General features: G+C 69.2%; 20 protein-coding genes. 7 read left to right on the top strand and 13 right to left on the bottom strand.

Annotation, left to right across the window (positions count from 1 at the left end):
• Positions 1–16: 16 nt before the first annotated feature.
• The 8 genes from AC1RQG_RS10275 to AC1RQG_RS10240 form a co-directional block, all read right to left on the bottom strand.
• Positions 17–1,009 carry a gamma-glutamyl-gamma-aminobutyrate hydrolase family protein gene (locus AC1RQG_RS10275; RefSeq protein WP_493130903.1) on the bottom strand — a complete coding sequence of 331 codons (993 nt, stop codon included), beginning with the start codon at positions 1,007–1,009 and terminating at the stop codon, positions 17–19.
• Positions 1,010–1,089: 80 nt separating this feature from the next.
• Positions 1,090–1,791, bottom strand: a complete 702-nt coding sequence (locus AC1RQG_RS10270; RefSeq protein ID WP_493130901.1) for an ABC transporter ATP-binding protein — start codon at positions 1,789–1,791, stop codon at positions 1,090–1,092.
• Positions 1,784–2,509 (bottom strand): ABC transporter ATP-binding protein, encoded by a 726-nt coding sequence (locus AC1RQG_RS10265; protein WP_493130899.1) that lies wholly within the window; start codon positions 2,507–2,509, stop codon positions 1,784–1,786. Before AC1RQG_RS10265 ends, AC1RQG_RS10270 begins: the two co-directional genes overlap by 8 nt.
• Positions 2,502–3,467, bottom strand: coding sequence for a branched-chain amino acid ABC transporter permease (locus tag AC1RQG_RS10260; protein ID WP_493130897.1), 966 nt, complete (start codon positions 3,465–3,467; stop codon positions 2,502–2,504). The genes AC1RQG_RS10265 and AC1RQG_RS10260 overlap by 8 nt, the downstream gene beginning before the upstream one ends.
• Positions 3,464–4,336 carry a branched-chain amino acid ABC transporter permease gene (locus AC1RQG_RS10255; RefSeq protein WP_493130895.1) on the bottom strand — a complete coding sequence of 291 codons (873 nt, stop codon included), beginning with the start codon at positions 4,334–4,336 and terminating at the stop codon, positions 3,464–3,466. The genes AC1RQG_RS10260 and AC1RQG_RS10255 overlap by 4 nt, the downstream gene beginning before the upstream one ends.
• A 7-nt stretch (positions 4,337–4,343) precedes the next feature.
• A complete protein-coding gene (locus AC1RQG_RS10250; protein ID WP_493130893.1) occupies positions 4,344–5,513 on the bottom strand; it encodes an ABC transporter substrate-binding protein in 1,170 nt (389 codons plus the stop codon).
• Between the two features lie 23 nt (positions 5,514–5,536).
• Entirely contained in the window at positions 5,537–7,114 is a 1,578-nt protein-coding gene (locus AC1RQG_RS10245; protein ID WP_493131359.1) for a class I adenylate-forming enzyme family protein, read from the bottom strand.
• Positions 7,115–7,411: 297 nt separating this feature from the next.
• Positions 7,412–7,762, bottom strand: coding sequence for a flagellar basal body protein (locus AC1RQG_RS10240; protein WP_493130891.1), 351 nt, complete (start codon positions 7,760–7,762; stop codon positions 7,412–7,414).
• Positions 7,763–7,908: 146 nt separating this feature from the next.
• Here AC1RQG_RS10240 and AC1RQG_RS10235 point away from each other — a divergent pair, with 146 nt between their 5' ends.
• Complete coding sequence (locus AC1RQG_RS10235) at positions 7,909–8,625, top strand: SOS response-associated peptidase (protein ID WP_493130889.1); 717 nt, start codon at positions 7,909–7,911, stop codon at positions 8,623–8,625.
• 191 nt (positions 8,626–8,816) lie between these two features.
• Positions 8,817–9,497, top strand: coding sequence for a phasin family protein (locus tag AC1RQG_RS10230; protein WP_493130887.1), 681 nt, complete (start codon positions 8,817–8,819; stop codon positions 9,495–9,497).
• An 18-nt stretch (positions 9,498–9,515) separates the two neighbouring features.
• Here the strand turns inward: AC1RQG_RS10230 and AC1RQG_RS10225 are convergent, their stop codons facing one another.
• Positions 9,516–10,400 carry an alpha/beta fold hydrolase gene (locus AC1RQG_RS10225; protein ID WP_493130885.1) on the bottom strand — a complete coding sequence of 295 codons (885 nt, stop codon included), beginning with the start codon at positions 10,398–10,400 and terminating at the stop codon, positions 9,516–9,518.
• Positions 10,401–10,592: 192 nt separating this feature from the next.
• Here AC1RQG_RS10225 and trxC point away from each other — a divergent pair, with 192 nt between their 5' ends.
• On the top strand, positions 10,593–11,045 hold the full coding sequence (gene trxC, locus AC1RQG_RS10220) for a thioredoxin TrxC (protein ID WP_493130883.1): 453 nt from the start codon (positions 10,593–10,595) through the stop codon (positions 11,043–11,045).
• A gap of 23 nt (positions 11,046–11,068) precedes the next feature.
• On the opposite strand, the gene AC1RQG_RS10215 is transcribed toward trxC, so the two are convergent.
• Positions 11,069–11,785 carry a biotin-independent malonate decarboxylase subunit gamma gene (locus AC1RQG_RS10215; RefSeq protein WP_493131357.1) on the bottom strand — a complete coding sequence of 239 codons (717 nt, stop codon included), beginning with the start codon at positions 11,783–11,785 and terminating at the stop codon, positions 11,069–11,071.
• On the bottom strand, positions 11,785–12,681 hold the full coding sequence (locus AC1RQG_RS10210) for a biotin-independent malonate decarboxylase subunit beta (protein WP_493130881.1): 897 nt from the start codon (positions 12,679–12,681) through the stop codon (positions 11,785–11,787). Before AC1RQG_RS10210 ends, AC1RQG_RS10215 begins: the two co-directional genes overlap by 1 nt.
• A gap of 68 nt (positions 12,682–12,749) precedes the next feature.
• Here AC1RQG_RS10210 and AC1RQG_RS10205 point away from each other — a divergent pair, with 68 nt between their 5' ends.
• Positions 12,750–13,022 (top strand): hypothetical protein, encoded by a 273-nt coding sequence (locus AC1RQG_RS10205; protein ID WP_493130879.1) that lies wholly within the window; start codon positions 12,750–12,752, stop codon positions 13,020–13,022.
• 117 nt (positions 13,023–13,139) lie between these two features.
• Entirely contained in the window at positions 13,140–13,763 is a 624-nt protein-coding gene (locus AC1RQG_RS10200) for an SRPBCC family protein (RefSeq protein ID WP_493130877.1), read from the top strand.
• Here AC1RQG_RS10200 and AC1RQG_RS10195 read toward each other — a convergent pair.
• The gene (locus AC1RQG_RS10195) at positions 13,741–14,190 is read right to left on the bottom strand and encodes an RrF2 family transcriptional regulator (protein ID WP_493130875.1); all 450 of its coding nucleotides are present in this window, start codon (positions 14,188–14,190) and stop codon (positions 13,741–13,743) included. The two genes, AC1RQG_RS10200 and AC1RQG_RS10195, sit on opposite strands and share 23 nt — an antisense overlap.
• A 218-nt stretch (positions 14,191–14,408) precedes the next feature.
• Here AC1RQG_RS10195 and AC1RQG_RS10190 point away from each other — a divergent pair, with 218 nt between their 5' ends.
• Positions 14,409–14,660, top strand: coding sequence for a hypothetical protein (locus AC1RQG_RS10190; RefSeq protein ID WP_493130873.1), 252 nt, complete (start codon positions 14,409–14,411; stop codon positions 14,658–14,660).
• Between the two features lie 6 nt (positions 14,661–14,666).
• Here the strand turns inward: AC1RQG_RS10190 and AC1RQG_RS10185 are convergent, their stop codons facing one another.
• Complete coding sequence (locus AC1RQG_RS10185) at positions 14,667–15,845, bottom strand: multidrug effflux MFS transporter (RefSeq protein WP_493130871.1); 1,179 nt, start codon at positions 15,843–15,845, stop codon at positions 14,667–14,669.
• A gap of 206 nt (positions 15,846–16,051) precedes the next feature.
• Between AC1RQG_RS10185 and AC1RQG_RS10180 the strand changes: the two genes are divergently transcribed.
• Positions 16,052–16,618: a YceI family protein gene (locus AC1RQG_RS10180; RefSeq protein ID WP_493130870.1), complete on the top strand. Its 567-nt coding sequence runs from the start codon at positions 16,052–16,054 to the stop codon at positions 16,616–16,618.
• The last annotated feature ends 8 nt before the right edge of the window (positions 16,619–16,626 follow it).

Below are 16,626 nucleotides of genomic sequence, written 5' to 3'. Positions count from 1 at the left end.
TAATCACCCACGTCCATCAGAACCGCGTCTCGCGCGCCACGCGCAGGAAGTTGTCGAGGATGGGCGTGCAGTCGAGCAGTTCGATCCCGCCCGCGCGGTGGAATTCGGGATGCCACTGCAATCCCATCACGAAGGGCGCCTTGCGGTAGCGGATCGCCTCCACCATCTGGTCCGGCTCGGACAGCGCCTCGATCATCATGTCGCGCCCCAGCGTCTTGACGGCCTGGTGGTGGATGGAGTTCACCAGACCCGACGCCTGCCCCGTGAACAGCCGCGCCAGCGACGAGCCGCGCGGGAAGGTGACGGCATGGCGGTGGCGGTCGTAGTCTTCGTGGACGTGGGCCTGGGCCGTGGGCACGTCGGACGCGATGTCCTGGTACAGCGTGCCGCCGAAGGCCACATTGATCAGCTGGCAGCCGCGGCACACGCCTAGCACCGGCTTGCCCGCCTCGACGAATTCATGCAGCAGTTCCAGCTCGTACATGTCGCGTGCGCGGTCGCCGCTCCATTCGGGCCGGGTCGGCGCTTCCGAGTAGCTTTGCGGCGAGACGTCGGCGCCGCCCTGCAGCACCAGCCCGTCCAGGTGGCGCGCGTAGTCGCGCAGGCGGATGTTGCTGGGGTGGAGCAGGCCGTCCGTGTTGACGGTGGGGATCATGAACACCAGCACGTCGCGCGACATCACCCACTGCGCGATCGACTCCTCCAGGTATTGCAGCTTCTTGCTGCGCAGGCCGCGCGCGCCCGGCTCCGGGTGGAAGATGCGCGCCGAGATCCCGATGTGCAGCGGGCGCTGGATGATGTGGCGGGTGACGGCGGCGGCCAGGTGCTGGTAGCGGGCGCGCAGCACGCGGCCCCACAGGCTGAACACGGTGTCACCCGGATCGAGATAGCGCGGCATGGCGTCGTCCGCGTCTTCCTTGCGGCGGCGCCGTGGTTGCTGATCGCTGCCACCTTGGTTGCCACCTTGGTTGCCGCCCTTGTTGCCACCGTGGTTGTCACCTTGGTCCATGCCGGGGCCCTTGCGTGCAAAGATGCTAGTGTGCCACAGCCGGGGGCGGAATGGCGCACCGCAAGCGCACGGGCTGTCTCCTAGCGGGCAAAATACAGCGCATGCAGGCTGGCCAGGTCCACCTCGCGCGCGGGCCGGGACAGGGCCACTGTTCCGCTGCGCAGCAGGTACACATGGTCGGCGATGGCCAGCGCCCGCTCCGTGTTCTGCTCGACGAGGACGATGGTGCGGCCCGCCGCCTTCAGGCCGGCCAGGATCTCGAACAACTCGTTCACCACCAGCGGCGCCAGTCCCAGCGACGGTTCATCCACGATCAGCAGGCGCGGTTCGGACATCAGGCCGCGCGCCAGTGCCAGCATCTGCGCCTCGCCGCCCGACAACGCGCCGGCCGCCTGCCTGCGCCGCTCGCGCAGGCGCGGGAAGGTGGCGTATGCCTGCTCCAGCCGTTGCCGCACATGCGGCCGGTGGGCCGGCAGGAAGGCGCCCATGACGAGGTTTTCCTCCACACTCATGTCGCGGAACACCAGGCGCCCCTCGGGCACCATGGCCACCCCCAGTTCGGCCATGCGCCAGGCCGGCGCGCCATGCAGCGGCTGGCCGTCCAGCGCCACCTGGCCCGCGCCAAGCGGCAGCAGGCCCATGATGGCGCGCAGCAGCGTGGTCTTGCCGGCGCCGTTGGGGCCGATGATGGCCGTCAGCTGGCCGGCGGCGGCCGTCAGCGACACGTCCCACAACACGTTGATGGCGCCGTAGCCGGCCCGCACGCCGCGCACTTCAAGCATGGGAAGCTCCCGCCGATGTGCCGGTATAGCTGCGCATGACGGCCGGGTCGCGGAACACGGCGTCCGGCGTGCCGTCCGCGATCAGGCGCCCGAAATCGAGCACGGCCACGCGCTGGCACAGCGTGCTGATGGTTTCGATGTCGTGCTCGATGATCACCATGGCCACGCCGAAGCGCGCGTGCAGCTCGCCCAGCATGGCCATGAAGCGGCGCTTGCCCACCGTCTCCAGCCCGGCCAGCACTTCGTCCAGCAGCAGCAGGCGCGGCGCGGTGGCCAGCGCCTTGGCCACTTCCAGCGCCTTCAGCTCCGTCAGCGCCAGGCCGGTGGCGGCGTCGCTGCCGGCCTTGGCCGCCAGGCCCGTGAAGTCGAGGATCTCGGCGATGCGGCCGTCGTCCACGCGGCCCGTGCCGAAGCGCTGCGCGACGATCAGGTTTTCGCGCACCGTCAGCTCGTGCATCGGCTGCGGAATCTGGAAGGTGCGGCCGATGCCGAGCCGCGCGCGGCGGAACAGGGCGCTGCGCACGATGTTGGCGCCGTTGAAGCGGATGGCGCCGGCGGCCGGCCGCACCAGGCCGGAGATGGCGTTGAACAGCGTGGTCTTGCCGGCGCCGTTGGGGCCGACCAGGCCCAGCACCTCGTGGCTGTCCACGCGCAGCGACACGCCGTCCACGGCGGCCAGGCCGCCGAAGCGCACGCTCAGCTGGTCCAGTTCAAGCATGGCGCGCTCCCCGGCGGCGCAGCAGCGGCAGCAGGCCGGACGGACTGGCCACCATCATCGCCACCAGCAGCGCGCCCAGCACCAGCTGGTGCCCGGTGGGCATCAGCGCCTTGAACAGCAGCTGGTCGAGCAGGTACACGACCAGCGCGCCGAGCACCGGCCCGGCGATGGTGCGGTAGCCGCCGAAGATGGCGGCCACGATGGGCACCGTGATCCACACGCTGTTGAACGCGTAATCGGGTTCCAGGAAATTGATGTAGTGGACGTTGAAGGCGCCCGCCACGCCGGCCATGAAGGCCGACAGCAGCAGCATGGCGCCCTTGAGCAGCGTGCTGTTGACGCCCACCACGCGGGTGGCGTCTTCGCTGTCGTGCATGGCGCGCAGGGCCAGGCCGTAGTGGCTGGCGCGGACGCGCTGGTAGGTCCACGCGAACAGCAGCACGATGGTGAGTATGATCAGGTAGGCGCCGGTCTTGTCGCCGGCGGCGATGCCGAACACGGAAGGTAGCACGGGGATGCCGGCGATGCCGGCCGCGCCGCCCGTCACCGTGCTCCATTCCGTGGCCACGATGCGCAGGATGTGGGCGCAGGCCAGGATGGCCAGCGCGAAGTAGGGCCCGCGCAGCCGCAGCACGGGCAGCATGACGACGGCGGCCAGCACGGCGCCGACGCCGCCCAGCGCCATCGCCAGCGGCACGCCCAGCCCCGCCTTGGTGGTCAGCAGCGCCGACACATAAGCGCCCACGCCGACGAACGCGCTGTGGCCGAAGCTGACCATGCCGCCCAGATTGCCGAGCAGGGCCCACGACAGCGCCACGCAGGCGATCACCAGCGCCGCCACCACGAGGCTCATGACGTAGTGGTTGGCGCCCAGCAGCAGCGGCACCAGCAGGTAGACCGCCGCCAGGCCGGCGACCAGCGCGGGCGCGCGGCGCATGCCCAGCCGGCGGGCCGTCATCCGCGCCTCCGGGCCGTGCCCAGCAGACCGTTGGGCAGCACGAACAGCACCAGCAGGAACAGCACCATGCCGGCCAGTTCCTGCAGCGCGGAGCTGGCCAGGGTGACGGTGAGCGCCTCGCACACGCCCAGCAGCACGGCGCCCAGCAGCACCCCGGGGATGGAGCCGACGCCGGCCAGCACGGTGATGACGAACGCCTTGATGGTGAGCGCGCCGCCGTAGGCCGGCTGGATCACGCCGTAGCAGTACAGCGCCACGCCGGCGAACGCGGCCAGCGCGCCCGAGACGAGGAAGGACAGCAGTTCCACGCGGCCCGGCCGGATGCCCATCAGCGCGGCCGCGTCGCGGTTGCTGGCCACCGCGCGCAGCGCCCGGCCCTGCCAGCTGCGCGCCAGCCACCACCACAGGGCGGCCAGCAGCACCACGGCCAGCACGGCGAACAGCAGTTCGCTGTGCATGCTGTAGAACGGTCCCAGCACCACGGCATCCTGCAGCCAGCTGGAACTGGTGGAGCGCACGTCGGCCTTCCACACCAGCAGCATCACATTGGTGAGGATCACGCCGATGCCGAAGGTGAGGATGAGGGAGTTGATTTCGCGGTCGTGGCGGATGCGGCGCACCACGCCATACACGCCGGCCGAGGCCAGGCAGGTGACGAGCAGCGCGGCCGGAATGGCGGCCACGGGGCCCAGCCCGAAGCCCGACTCCAGCGTGTAGGCCACGTAGGCCGCCAGCAGCACCAGCTCGCCGTGCGCGAGGTTGATCACCCTGGTGCTGCCGAACACCAGCGCCAGGCCGAGCGCGACCAGCGCATACGAGCAGCCTTGCAGCAGGCCCGAATACAGGGCCTGGAGCAGCAGTTCCGTCATGCCGGCCTTACCACGGCAGGCCCGGATAGACCGGCTTGCCGGTGGCGTGGTCCTTCGGCCACACGATGACGATCTTCTTGTCCTGGTGCTGGCCCATGCGGTGCACGAAGTTGGGGTTGTCGCCGTTGGCGTTGAACTGCACGCGGCCGATCAGGGTGTCGCGGTCGGTCTTGCGCAGTTCCTCCGCGATGCCGCCTTTCTTGATCGTGCCCTTGTCGGCCGCGCGCGCGATGGCGTCGAACAGCAGCGAGGCCTGCACGTAGCCGAACTGGCCGAGGTAATCGGGCTCCTTCTTGTACAGCTGGCGGTAGCCGTCGGCGAAGGCCTTGCCGTCGGCCGTCTCGAACGTGGCGGGGAAGGGCAGCAGGGCGGTGCCGTACACATTGGGCATCAGGTCCGGGAACTCGGCCGCCATCTTGGGCGTGGCCAGCGACCACACGCCGACCATGGCCTTGACGCCGGGCTTGAGCACGCGCGCGGCGCGCAGGATGCCCACGTAGTCGTTCTCGTAGCCGACCATCAGGATCACGTCGGACTTGTCCTGCAGCTTGATCTTGTTGACGATGGGCTTGAAGTCGGTGATGGCCGGATCGAACGCGTGGCCGTTGACCTTCACGCCGCGCGCGCCCAGCGCCTTGGTGACGGAGGCGGTCAGGTCGGACGTGGCCTCCTTGGTCGAGTAGATGATGGAGACGGACTTGGCGCCCAGGTCGCTCAGCAGGCCCAGCACGGCGCGCTCGTAGCCGGCCGTGTTATTGATGCGGAAGAAGTTCTTGCGGCCGCTGTTGACCAGGCTGTCGTCCACGCCGCCCGAGGTGATGTAGACCAGATTGAGCTTGTTGGCCGCGTCCGACGCGGGCGAGATGTTGTTCGAGCCGTAGCCGCCGGTGATGGCCACGACGCCCTGGCTGGCCAGCTTTTCCACCGCCGCGATGGCCTTGGCCGGCGCCGATTCGTCGTCCACGGTGGTCAGTTTGATCTTGTGCTTGCCGTTGGTCTTGTTGAACACCTCGGCCGCCACCGCCACGCCTTCCTGCATGCCGTTGCCCACGCGGGCCAGGCTGCCCGTCAGCGGCAGCTCCACGCCGACCAGGAATTCCTCGGCCCGCGCCGCGCCCGTGGCGCACGCTCCCAAAACCAGTGCCGCCAGTGTGGCGCGCTTCAATGTCGTTCGCATAGGATCACTCTCTCCCTTGGTTGTTATTGTTCGGCCGGATGCGCGGCCGCCCGTTGCGCCATCTGGCGCAGCTGGTTTTTCAGTATCTTGCCGCTGGCCGCCGCCGGTAGCGCCGCCATCGCGATGATCTCGGCCGGCCGCTTGTACGGCGCTAGCGCGCCGGCCAGGTGGCGGTGCAGTTCGTCCAGCGCCACGTCGCGGCGCGGGTCCAGTTCCACGTAGGCCACCACTTCCTCGTTGCCGTCGGCCGCGTTGCGGCCCACCACGGCCGACTGGGTCACGCCCGGATGGGCGTTGAGCACCGTCTCCACCTCCAGCGGGTAGACGTTGAAGCCGGAACGGATGATCAGCTCCTTGGTGCGGCCGGCGATGAACAGCGCGCCGTCGGCGTCGCGGCGGGCGATGTCGCCCGTGTCGAGCCAGCCATCGGCCCGCATGACGGCCGCGCTCAGGGCCGGCTCGCGGTAGTAGCCGAGCATCACGTTGGGGCCGCGCACCCACAGTTCGCCGGGCGCGCCGGGCGCCACCTCGGCGCCGGCGGCATCGACGATGCGCGCTTCCACGCCGGGGATCACCATGCCCACCGAGGTGTCGGCGCGCGGCTGGTCGAGGCGGGTCTGGCTGACGGTGGGCGACGATTCCGTCAGGCCGTAGCCGTTGTGCAGGGGCAGGCCGAACAACTGTTCCACGTCCGCCTTCAGGCTGGGCGTGAGCGGCGAGCCGCCGGCGTAGATGAAGCGCAGTTCGGTGCGCAGCCGTTGACCGGGCGTGGCCAGCGTTTCGAGCAGGCGCGCGTACATGCCGGGCACGCCCTGCAGGATGGTGAGCCGGTCGCGTTCGAGCGCCTGCAGCAGCAGCGCGGGCTGGAAGCGCGGGCACAGGTACAGGCAGGCGCCCGCGTACAGGGTGCCCAGCATGACCGACGCCAGGCCGTACACATGCGAGATGGGCAGCACGCCCCAGGCCCGGTCGCTTGGCACCAGGCCGCGCAGGCGGCTGGAGACGGCGGCGATGAACAGCAGGTTGCGGTGGCTTAGCATCACGCCCTTGGGCTGGCCCGTGGTGCCGGTCGTGTACAGCAGGGCCGCCGTCTGCGCGGCGCCGTCGGCGCGCACGGGTTCGGGCAGGCAGGTCGCGTTGAGCGGGCCGATCATCCACTGGCCGAACGGCGTGTCGGCCGCGCGCGCGCCGTGGCGCCGGCCGTGGGCCGCCGCTTCCGGCGAACACCCCGAGGTGTAGAACACGCGCCGCGCGCCGCTGTGGTCGCGGATCACGTCCACCTCGCGCGGCGACAGGCGGCTGTTCACGTGCACCACCCAGGCATCGACGGCGGCGCAGGCGAAGGTCAGCACCACCTGCGCCACGCAGTTCTCGGCCACCACCATCACGCGGTCGCCGCCGCGCACCTTCAGTTCGCGCAGCCGGGCGGCCGTGTCGTCCACGGCCCGCGCCAGTTCGGCGTAGGTCCAGTGGCGCTGGCCGTCATGCAGCGCGGGGTCGTGCGGGGCGCGGGCGGCGCCGGCATGCACGATGGCGCACAGGCGGGCCGGCAGGGTGTCCACCGGCGAGGCGGACACGTCGCGGGGCGCACTGTCGGGCAGCGGTAGCGTTTCCTGGTCGCGTATCAAGGGCGTCCTTTCGTGGGAATGGCCGGCGGTTGAATTGCAGTATTGCGGGCATGGCTGCCATGCGCGCGCGGGTGCCGGGCGCGTGCTGGCCCTGATCGTGGTGGAGGTGGAGGTGCCTGGCCGGGGGTGGGGAACGCCGCAGGGGCACACTGCGCCGGGCCGGGAACGGCGCTGCGCCACGCCAGTCCGGCGCAGTGTGCCCCTGCGGGGCCGCCGCTGTCAATGTTTTTTCGGAAACCTTGCCGCGCGCGGGCGGTCATTCCGGCCGATTCAGGCTTTGATGTTGATGAGCGAACCGAGCGTCTGGTCGGTGCTCTTGACGACCTTGGCCGACAGGTCGAACTGGGCCTTGTAGACCAGCGCGTTGCTCGTCTCCTTGGCCAGGTCGGTGCCGCTGCCTTGCAGGGCGCCCGAGGTGGCCGCCGGCGTGGCCGCCGCCTGGGCGCGCGCCTGTTGCGACAGTGTCACGCCGCTGCCGGCCGGGCTGGCTTCCTGGAATTGCGCCTGCCGGGGCTGGAAACCCTGGGTGCTGGCGTTGGCGACATTGTGGGCGGCGGTGTCCAGCGCGCGCTGGCTGGCGATCATACCGGACTGGCCGGCGTTGAGGGCGGCGATGCTCATGTAATTTCCCTTCAGCAAGAAACCATAGTGTACACCGCATTCGCTTTGCGCGCGCGGCGGCTGCTGAAAATTTGGGCAGGCCGTCGCGGGGGCGGGCGGACCGGCCGCCGAGTACGGCGTGGCCCGTTCGGCGATAAAATAGTTGTGTGATCAACTATCTGGCCGGTGCCATCATGTGCGGACGATTCGATCAGAACGACATTGCGCGTCGTTACGTGGCCGCCTTCGGCTGGGCCGACGCGGCCTACCGTGGCCAGGCCGAGCCCACCCGCAACGCCACCCCGGGGACGGCGCGGCTGATTTTCCACCAGCACCGGGGCGCGCCGGCGGCCGAGGACGTGTACTGGGGCTACCGTCCGGCCTGGGCCGTGGGCAAGTTGCCCGTCGCCTATCAGGCGCGGCTGGAGAAAATCCACGGCAATTACTGGCGCCGGCTGTTGCAGACGGGCCGCGCCGTGGTGCCGGCCCACGGCTGGTACGAATGGACGGGCGAGAAGGGCAAGCGGCAGGCCTGGCACATCCACCGCAAGGACCGCGCGCCGCTGTTCATGCTGGCGCTGGCCAGCTTCGCGCCCGCGCGCGACCATCCGGCCGAAGCGGGCTTCGTGCTGCTGACCACGGAATCCCAGGGCGGCATGGTGGACGTGCACGACCGCAGCCCGCTGGTGCTGGAGGCGGCCGACGCGGCCACCTGGCTGGACCCGGACCTGTCGCCCGAACAGGCGGCCGCGCTGGCCCGCGCCCTGGCGCTGGGGGCCGACCGCTTCGCCTGGGAGCCGGCCACGCTGACGCCGGACGCGACGCCGAAAGTGACGCAGGAGTTGGCGTCGGAAACCGCGCCGCAATTGTCGTTGCCGCTGTGAACGCTGGGGGCGGCTGGCGCTGGTGAAAGGGTCGCACGTTTGATCCAGATCATGCTTCGATGGTGCTGCTAACGTAGCCTTGGACTCGCGCTTCAACCGCGTATCGGCTATCCCACCGATCGCCGATCACCCCGTCGCAACGGGGTATTCCGCCATCCAATCACGCACCATCTTCACCAATCGAGGCATCCATGTACCCATTTCAGCAAACCGTAACGCCCGCCGCCAAAACGCACCTGGAGGCGCAGTTGTCGTACTTTAACGACATGTCCAAATCGCTGTTCCGCACCATGCAGCAGTACACCGACCTGAACTTGCAACTGGCCCAAACCATGCTTGAGGAAAGCAGTGTGGCCGGCCAGCAAATGCTGACGGCCAACCGGCCGGCCGAAGTGCTGGCCGCCGCCGCCGCCCATGCCCAGCCGGCCGCCGAGAAGCTGCGCGCCTACCAGCAGCATGTGTCGCGCATCGCCGCCGACACCCATGTGGACCTGGCCAAGGTGGCCGAGGAGCATGTGGCCGAAACGACGCGCACCGCCAAGGCCCTGGCCGACGAGGTGGCGCGCGTGGCCACGGAGGAGACGGAAAAGACCATGCGCGACCAGCAGGACGCGATGCGCAAGTTCACCGATCCGTTCGAGCGCCTGGCCGAGCAGGGCATGCGCCAGGCCGCGCGGGGCAACGAGATGCGGGGCACGTCCACGCTGCAGAGCGCCCACGGCGACGGCATGGAAGGCCGCGAGAACCCGTCCGGCATGCAGGGCGGATCGGCCGGGACGAGCATGCACCAGGGCAGTTCGTCGACCCAGGGCATGCACCAGAGCAATCAGTCCGCGACGACGGGCAAGCCGGGCGCGCGCAAGGAAACCTGATCGCCCGTGGGCTGGCGCTCAGGGCATTTCGCGCAGCCAGTCCATGATGTGACCGGCCACGGCCTCCGGTTGTTCGCGCTGGGGAAAGTGGCCGGCGCCGGCCAGTACGATGCGCTTGTACGGGCCGGAGAACAGGTGTTCCTTGTCGGCGGAGGTGGCGATGCCGTTCGCGCCATCCTGATCGCCATGCAGCAGCAGCGTGGGCACGGTGATCACGCTGCTGCTGCGCAGGGCCGCCTCCTGCTGCGCGTAGTAGGGGTCGCCGGCCGCGAAACCCCAGCGGTGGCGGTACGAGTGCACGGTGATGGCCGGCCAGTCCGGATTGTCGAACGAATGTGCCGTGCTGCGGAATTCGGCCTGGGTGAACTGCCAGTCCGGCGCCCACGTCTGCCACAGCAGGCAGGCCAGTTCGCGCCGCTCCTTGCGCACGGCCTCCGCGCCCCGTTCCGTGGCCATGTACCAGTGATACCAGTAGTTGCGCGCCTGCTCCAGGCTCAGCGCCTGGCTCGCGTCGTTGGTGCCCCAGCCGACCGACAGCGCGATGCAGCGCCGCACCCGCTGCGGCGCCAGCAGGGCCGCGTTGTAGGCGGCGCGGGCGCCCCAGTCATGGCCGATGATGGTGAACGGTGCCAGCCGCAGGGCGTCGGCCAGGTCCAGCGCATCCTGCGCCAGCGCGCTCAGTTGCCCGCTGCGCGGTGTGTGGGGATCGAGAAAACGCGTCTCGCCCGCGCCGCGCAGGAACGGCACGATGATGCGGTAGCCCACGCTGGCCAGCGAAGGGATCAGCGCGTCCCAGGTATGGAGGTCGTCCGGCCAGCCGTGCAACAGCATCAGCGGTTCGCCGTCGGGCATGCCGTGTTCGCGGTAGCCGATGCGCAGTCGTTCCGTGTTGATGAATTCCATCGTGTTCTCCACCGGGGGGCTGACCGGGCCAGCGCTGGCCCTTGGAATCTGACATATCGGCCACATCATACCTGTACGCGCACCCGCTTCATAGCTTCGTCGCCGCCCGGCCGTATGGGCGCTGGCGCGGGAGCGCGGGTATTTCCGCTACGTTTGCTATCGCCACCTGACCATTTTTACAAGGCACTGCCCATGACCGCCGACTCCAGCCCATCGCTGCACATCGTTTGCCCCCATTGCGACGCCGTCAACCGCGTGCCCGCGGCGCGGTTGCAGCAGCAGCCCGTGTGCGGCAAGTGCCAGGCCGCCCTGTTCACGGGCCAGCCGCTGGAACTGCCGGCGGCCCGCTTCCTCAAGCACATCGAACGCAGCGACATTCCCGTGCTGGTCGATTTCTGGGCCCCGTGGTGCGGGCCGTGCCGCGCCATGGCGCCGCACTACGCACAGGCGGCGCAGCGGCTGGAGCCGGCCTTCCGCGTCGTCAAGCTCAACACGGAGGAGGCGCAGGAGCTGGCCGCGCGCTATGCGATCCGCAGCATCCCCACGCTGGCGCTGTTCCAGCAAGGGCGCGAAGTGGCGCGCCAACCCGGCGCCATGGACGCGAGCAACATTGTGAACTGGGCCGTGCAGCACCAGCGCCGCTAGCGCTCTGATCGCCGGGCGGCCGCTCAGGCCGGGCCGGCGCCGTCATCACCCAGCACGGTCGCCAGCACCGGATAAGCGCTGGTCCTGCCGCCGCGCGCCAGGCCAAGCGCGGCGCGGTCGTCGGTGGACTGCGCCCGGGCCAGCGCGCCGGCCAGCGCGGCGGCCAGGTCGCCGTGCCAGATGGCTTCCAGACCACCCATGCGCCAAAAATTGTCCGGCCCCGGCGCGAACACGGGATGGTCGCGCGCCAGTTCCGACAACACCGCCTCCGGCACTTTGGCGATGCGCGCCATCGCGGCCAGCCCCATGACGCGGATGGCGGCGTCGGGCAGGGCGTAGCAGGCGTCGGCCATCAGGCCACTGCTGACGAAGCCGCCCGACAGCGCCTGGTCATACACCAGCGCGACGATGCGGTGCCCGTGCCGGCGCGCCAGTTCCAGGCATTTGCCCAGGTGCGCCATGTAGCGCTGGATGCCCAGCATTTCGTCGCGGTGGCGCAGGCGCTGGCCCTGGGTGTCCACCAGCAGCACGATGGGACGGCCCGGCGCCTCGCGCACCGTGCGCAGCACGGTTTGCGCTTGCGCCAGCGCGATCTCGACCCCGATCTCCGCGTGGCGCGTGGTGCCGATCACGGCCACCGTCCGGCCGTCCACTTGCGCCGTGCCGCTCAGGAAGTCGTCCTGTTCCGTGATCGCGTGGCCTTGCGGGAACAGGGCCGCCGCCAGATCGCTCCACGCCATCATGGCGCCTCCCGGCGGTGCGGCGCGGCGACGTCGTTCAAGGCTTGCGGTTCGCCGGTGGGGAACGGCTGCGCATCGCCCATGCCGAGCGCCCGCCAGATGTCCAAAGGATCGCGCAGCTGGCCGTAGCGCTCGATGCGGCCGGCCAGCAGCCGCTGTTCCTGTTCCAGCGCGTCCAGCGTCAATGCCACCGGCCCGCCCGCGCACATGGCGATGGCCTCGTGCGCGGCCTGGCGGAACGCCGCCATGTCGTCGGCCACCAATCGCTGGCAGTCGCCCAACAGTTGGCGGTGCTTGCCGCCCGTGGTGCGCCACACCAGGGCGCGGTCGCGCGGGTCGAATTCCGCGACGCCGTTGGTGCTCGCGATCACCTCGGGGCCGGACATGGCCAGCCGCGCCTGCGCCGACATCACCACCACATTGGCGCAGCAGGCGATGATGCCCATGCCGCCGAACGCGCCGTTCGCGCCGCCCACCAGTGCCACCACCGGCACGCCGGCGGCGCGCGCGTCGAACAGCGCGCGCATCACTTCGGACACGGCGATCAGACCCGCGTTGGCTTCCTGCAGGCGCACGCCGCCCGATTCGATCAGCAGCACGACGGCCGCCACCCGGTCGCGGGCGGCGCGCCGCAGCAGGCCGGTCAGCCGCGCGCCATGCACCTCCCCCACGGCGCCGCCCATGAAGCGGCCGTCCTGCGCGGCCACGTAGACTGTCGCGCCGTTCAGCGTCGCCCGGCCCACGGCCACGCCGTCGTCGGGCACGGCGGGCAGGTTGAACAGGGCCAGGTGCGGGCTGGCCATCTGCGCACCGGGCGCGTCGAAGGGCGCGAAACTGCCGGCGTCGAATACGCTGTGCAGGCGCTCCTGCGCTGTGGCCGTCAGATAGCTGCTCACGGCGTCGCTCCCGGCAGGGCAGGCGCCGTCATGCGAGGGCGGCCGGCGCGGCGGATTGGCGGCAGCTCGTGTCGGTGGTGCTGGTGGTGCTGGTAGCGCAGACTGGGCCGGCGGCGCTGATGGCCTTGGCGCCGCTGGTGCTGCGGGTGGTCGATGTTTGGTGCGTGCATGCAGTGCGGATTCCGGTTGGGTTGGCCGATCGCGGCGCGGTCGTATCTGTGGCGTGCCTGCGCCGGGACGTTCAGCGTTCAACGCTCAACATTCAGCGCTCAACGTTCAACGCTCAACATTCAGCGCTCAACGCTCAACGTTCAACGCTCAACGCTCAACGCTCAGGATAATCGAAAACGGCTGGGCGGCGTGAGCGGTTCGCGGCGTGGCTATAATGAGGCGACGCGGCCGGCGTCTGTGGCGGCGGTTGCGCGCGCGCCGGCGCCATCCGGCGGACAGGAGGCAAGATGAGCCGCATTCCCTTGTACGGCGTGGCCCTGCTGGTGGCGCTGGGCGCCGTGTTGCTGGCGCCGTTGCCGCTGCCGCCAGGCACCGTGCGCACCAGCGCCGTGATCGCCCGCAGTCCGGGCGCCGTGTTCGACTATGTGACCACGCCGGCCAACTGGCCGCGCTGGCATCCGTCGTCGCTGGCTGTCGCGGGCGCGACCGACCATGCGTTGCGGGTGGGCGAGGTGGTGGATGAGGATTTCATCGTGGCCGGCTACCAGGGACGGGTGCGCTGGACGGTGGTGCAACGCCAGGTGCCGCTGCGCTGGGCCATCACCGGCAAGATCGAGGATGGCGGCAGCGGCAAGGTCAGCTACCGGCTCACGGCGGTCGAGGGCGGCACGCTGTTCGAGCGCCAGTTCGATTATGCGCGGCCCAACCTGTTGTTCCTGCTGGCGGACCAGTTGCGGGTGCGGCGCCAGGTGACGGCCGAATCGGCCGAGGCGCTGCGGCGCCTGAAGGCGGTGCTGGAAGGACTGGCGCCGGCGCCGCGCATGGCCGGACCGGAGCGGCGGACGCGCGCCGCCGGCTTGGCGTCGCTGGCGTCGCCGGGGCGGGCGCTCAGGGGCGGCGCTGCAGGATGACGGGCACGCCTTCGGCCGGTGGGGCGGCGCCGGGCAGCATGTCCTGCAGGGTGAGGCGGTCGAGCACGTCGAGGTAGGCGCGGGTGGCCTGGCCCAGCGCGGATTTGAGGCGGCATTCGCCCGTCAGCGGGCAGGTGTTATGGTCACGGTCGAAGCATTCGGCCATGTAGAAGTCGGTTTCCGTTTCCCGGATCAGCTTGCCGATGTTGATCTCGGCCGGTTCGCGGCCCAGCCGCAGGCCGCCGTTGCGCCCGCGCACCGTTTCCACCAGGCCGGACTGGCCCAGTTGGTACACCACCTTCATCAGGTGGTTCTTGGAGATCGCGTGCACGTCGGCGATATCCTGGATGGTGACCAGGCGATCCCGATGGGCGCTCAAATAGAGCAGTGTGCGCAGCGTGTAATCGGTGAAAGAAGTCAGTCGCATCGTCGGTTCCGTGGTGGCGGGGCGGGCGGCAGTGCCCCTTGCATATTGCTATTTTACTTGCTGGCCGGCACGCAAGGGAAATTGCGCCCGCCGTCGCTGGCGCCGCGCGCGATTGCGTTATGATGGTCGCATCGGTGTCCCGCGCGCGGTCGCGTGCCGTCGTGAGGACAGTTTGCCACATATTGAGCCGTAATTAAGCCGTCATCACAAGCGGAGGAATGATGGATAACAGTGACCAGCGCCGGCAGTTCGTCGGCGAATTGTGGCGCCGCTTCGAGGCGCTGCAGCAGTGGGCCATCGACAACTGGCCCGATGCGCAACACCCGCTGTCGAGCGCCGATTTCGTGGAGGCGCGCAAGGAAATCCTGGCCCTGGCCGACGCCCGCCATCCGGTGCCCGGCCAGCAGGTGCCCGAGCCGTCCGAAGGCGGACCGCAGTACGAGGACGTGACGCCGACGCCGTGGCCCTGAACGGTCTTAGTGCGCGGCGCGCGTGGGCCGGCCCAGCATCCATGCGGCCAGGCTGGCCACCAGCCCCGCCAGCACGCCGCAGGCGAGCTTGAAGGCGCTGTCGAACAGCAGCGGCGCCACCAGGCCGGACACCAGCGCGAACAGCAGCATCTGGATGAACGATTGCATGGACGACGCCAGCCCGCGGTGGTCGGGGAAATGGTTGAGCGCCATCATGGTCAGCGGCGGCATGGCCAGCGCCAGCGCGAACGAATAGACGAACAGCGGCAGCACGGCCCACGGCACGGCGGCCGGGTAGTAATAGTTGTAGCCGACGTTGGCCAGCGCCGACAGCGCCATCAGCGCGTAGCCGAGCCAGACCAGCGTGCGCGGCGCGTAGCGGTGGGCAAATTTGGCGGCCAGCGCCGAGCCGACCACCATGCCGCTGATGAGTGGAACGAACAGCCACGCGAAGGCCGTCTCGGGCAAATGCAGGATGTCGATGACGAAATAGGCGGCCGAGCCGATGTAGAGCGCGAAGCCGCCAAAGCTCAGGCCGATGGCCACCGACAGCAGCAGGAACTGGCCGTGGCACAGCACTTTCCAGTAGTTGGCCGCGATCGCGCCCAGGTGGAACGGGTGGCGCGACTGGCGCGGCAGGCTTTCCGGCAGCGCGCGCTGCACGGCCACGAACATCAGCGCCCCGAAGCCGGCCAGGAACCAGAAGATGGCGCGCCAGCCCAGGCCCACCTGCAGCCAGCCGCCCAGCACGGGCGCGATGGCCGGCGCCAGGCCGAACACCATCATCACGTGCGACAGGATCTTTTGCGCCTCCGCGCCTTCGAAACGGTCCTGCACGATGGCCCGGCCCACCACGGAACCGGCGCCGGCCGCCAGTCCCTGCAATGCGCGGCACACCAGCAGCACGCCCAGCGACGGCGCCAGCGCGCCGCCGATGGAGGCGCCGATGTACAGCAGCAGCGACGCCAGGATCACGGGGCGGCGGCCGAAGGAGTCCGACAACGTGCCGTAGAACAGCATCATGGCCGCGAAGCAGAACATGAACAGGCTCAGCGTCTGCTGGATGGCCAGCGGCGTGGCGTCGAAGTCGCGGGTGATGGCGGGGAAAGAGGGGAGATAGGTGTCGATCGCCAATGGCCCGACCATTGTGAGGCCGGCCAGAAGCAAGGTGAGCAGGATATGCATGGCGTGTTTCTTGTTCGTTGGAGCGGTATTTTACGTCAGCCGGGCTGAGCCGGTAGCTTGCCGGGCGATTCCGTCAATTGATCGATTTTTTCGATAATAAGTCGCCATATTTTGCGTTTTACATCGAAACGCCAGGAACGCATAATTGCTGTCACACTTGAGCTGCGCCATCCGGACCGCTCACCACCGCTTACCTGGAGTTTGGAATGAAAAAGTTAGTCGCCCTGTTGTTCGCCGCCGGTTTCAGCCTGGCCGCGTCGGCCACCCCGGAAACGTTCGTCATGGACAGCACCCACACGTTCTCGCGCTTCGAATACAGCCACTTCGGTTATTCGACGCAGTTGAGCCGTTTTGATAGCACCACGGGCAAGATCGTGCTGGACCGCGCCGCTAAGACGGGCTCGGTGGACGTGACGATCGACGCCAAAACCGTCGACACCGGCTATCCGACCTTCAACGGCCACCTGCAAGGCGAGGACTTCCTCGACACGGCCAAGTACCCAACCATCACCTACAAGTCGACCAAGTTCAACTTCGACGGCGACAAGCTGGCCTCGGTCGACGGCAACCTGACCATCAAGGGCGTGACCAAGCCCGTCACGCTGACGGTGACGTCGTTCATGTGCATGCCGCACCCGATGCTGAAGAAGGAAGCGTGCGGCGCCAACGCCGTCGCCAAAATCAAGCGCACCGAGTTCAACGCCGGCAAATACGCGCCTTACGTCGGCGATGACGTGACGCTGACCTTCGCCGTCGAAGCCGTCAAGGAGTAAGCGCGGCC

The sequence above is a fragment of the Rugamonas sp. GW822-FHT03B10 genome (genome assembly GCF_058801745.1).
This window is presented reverse-complemented; position numbering and strand designations above follow the sequence as displayed.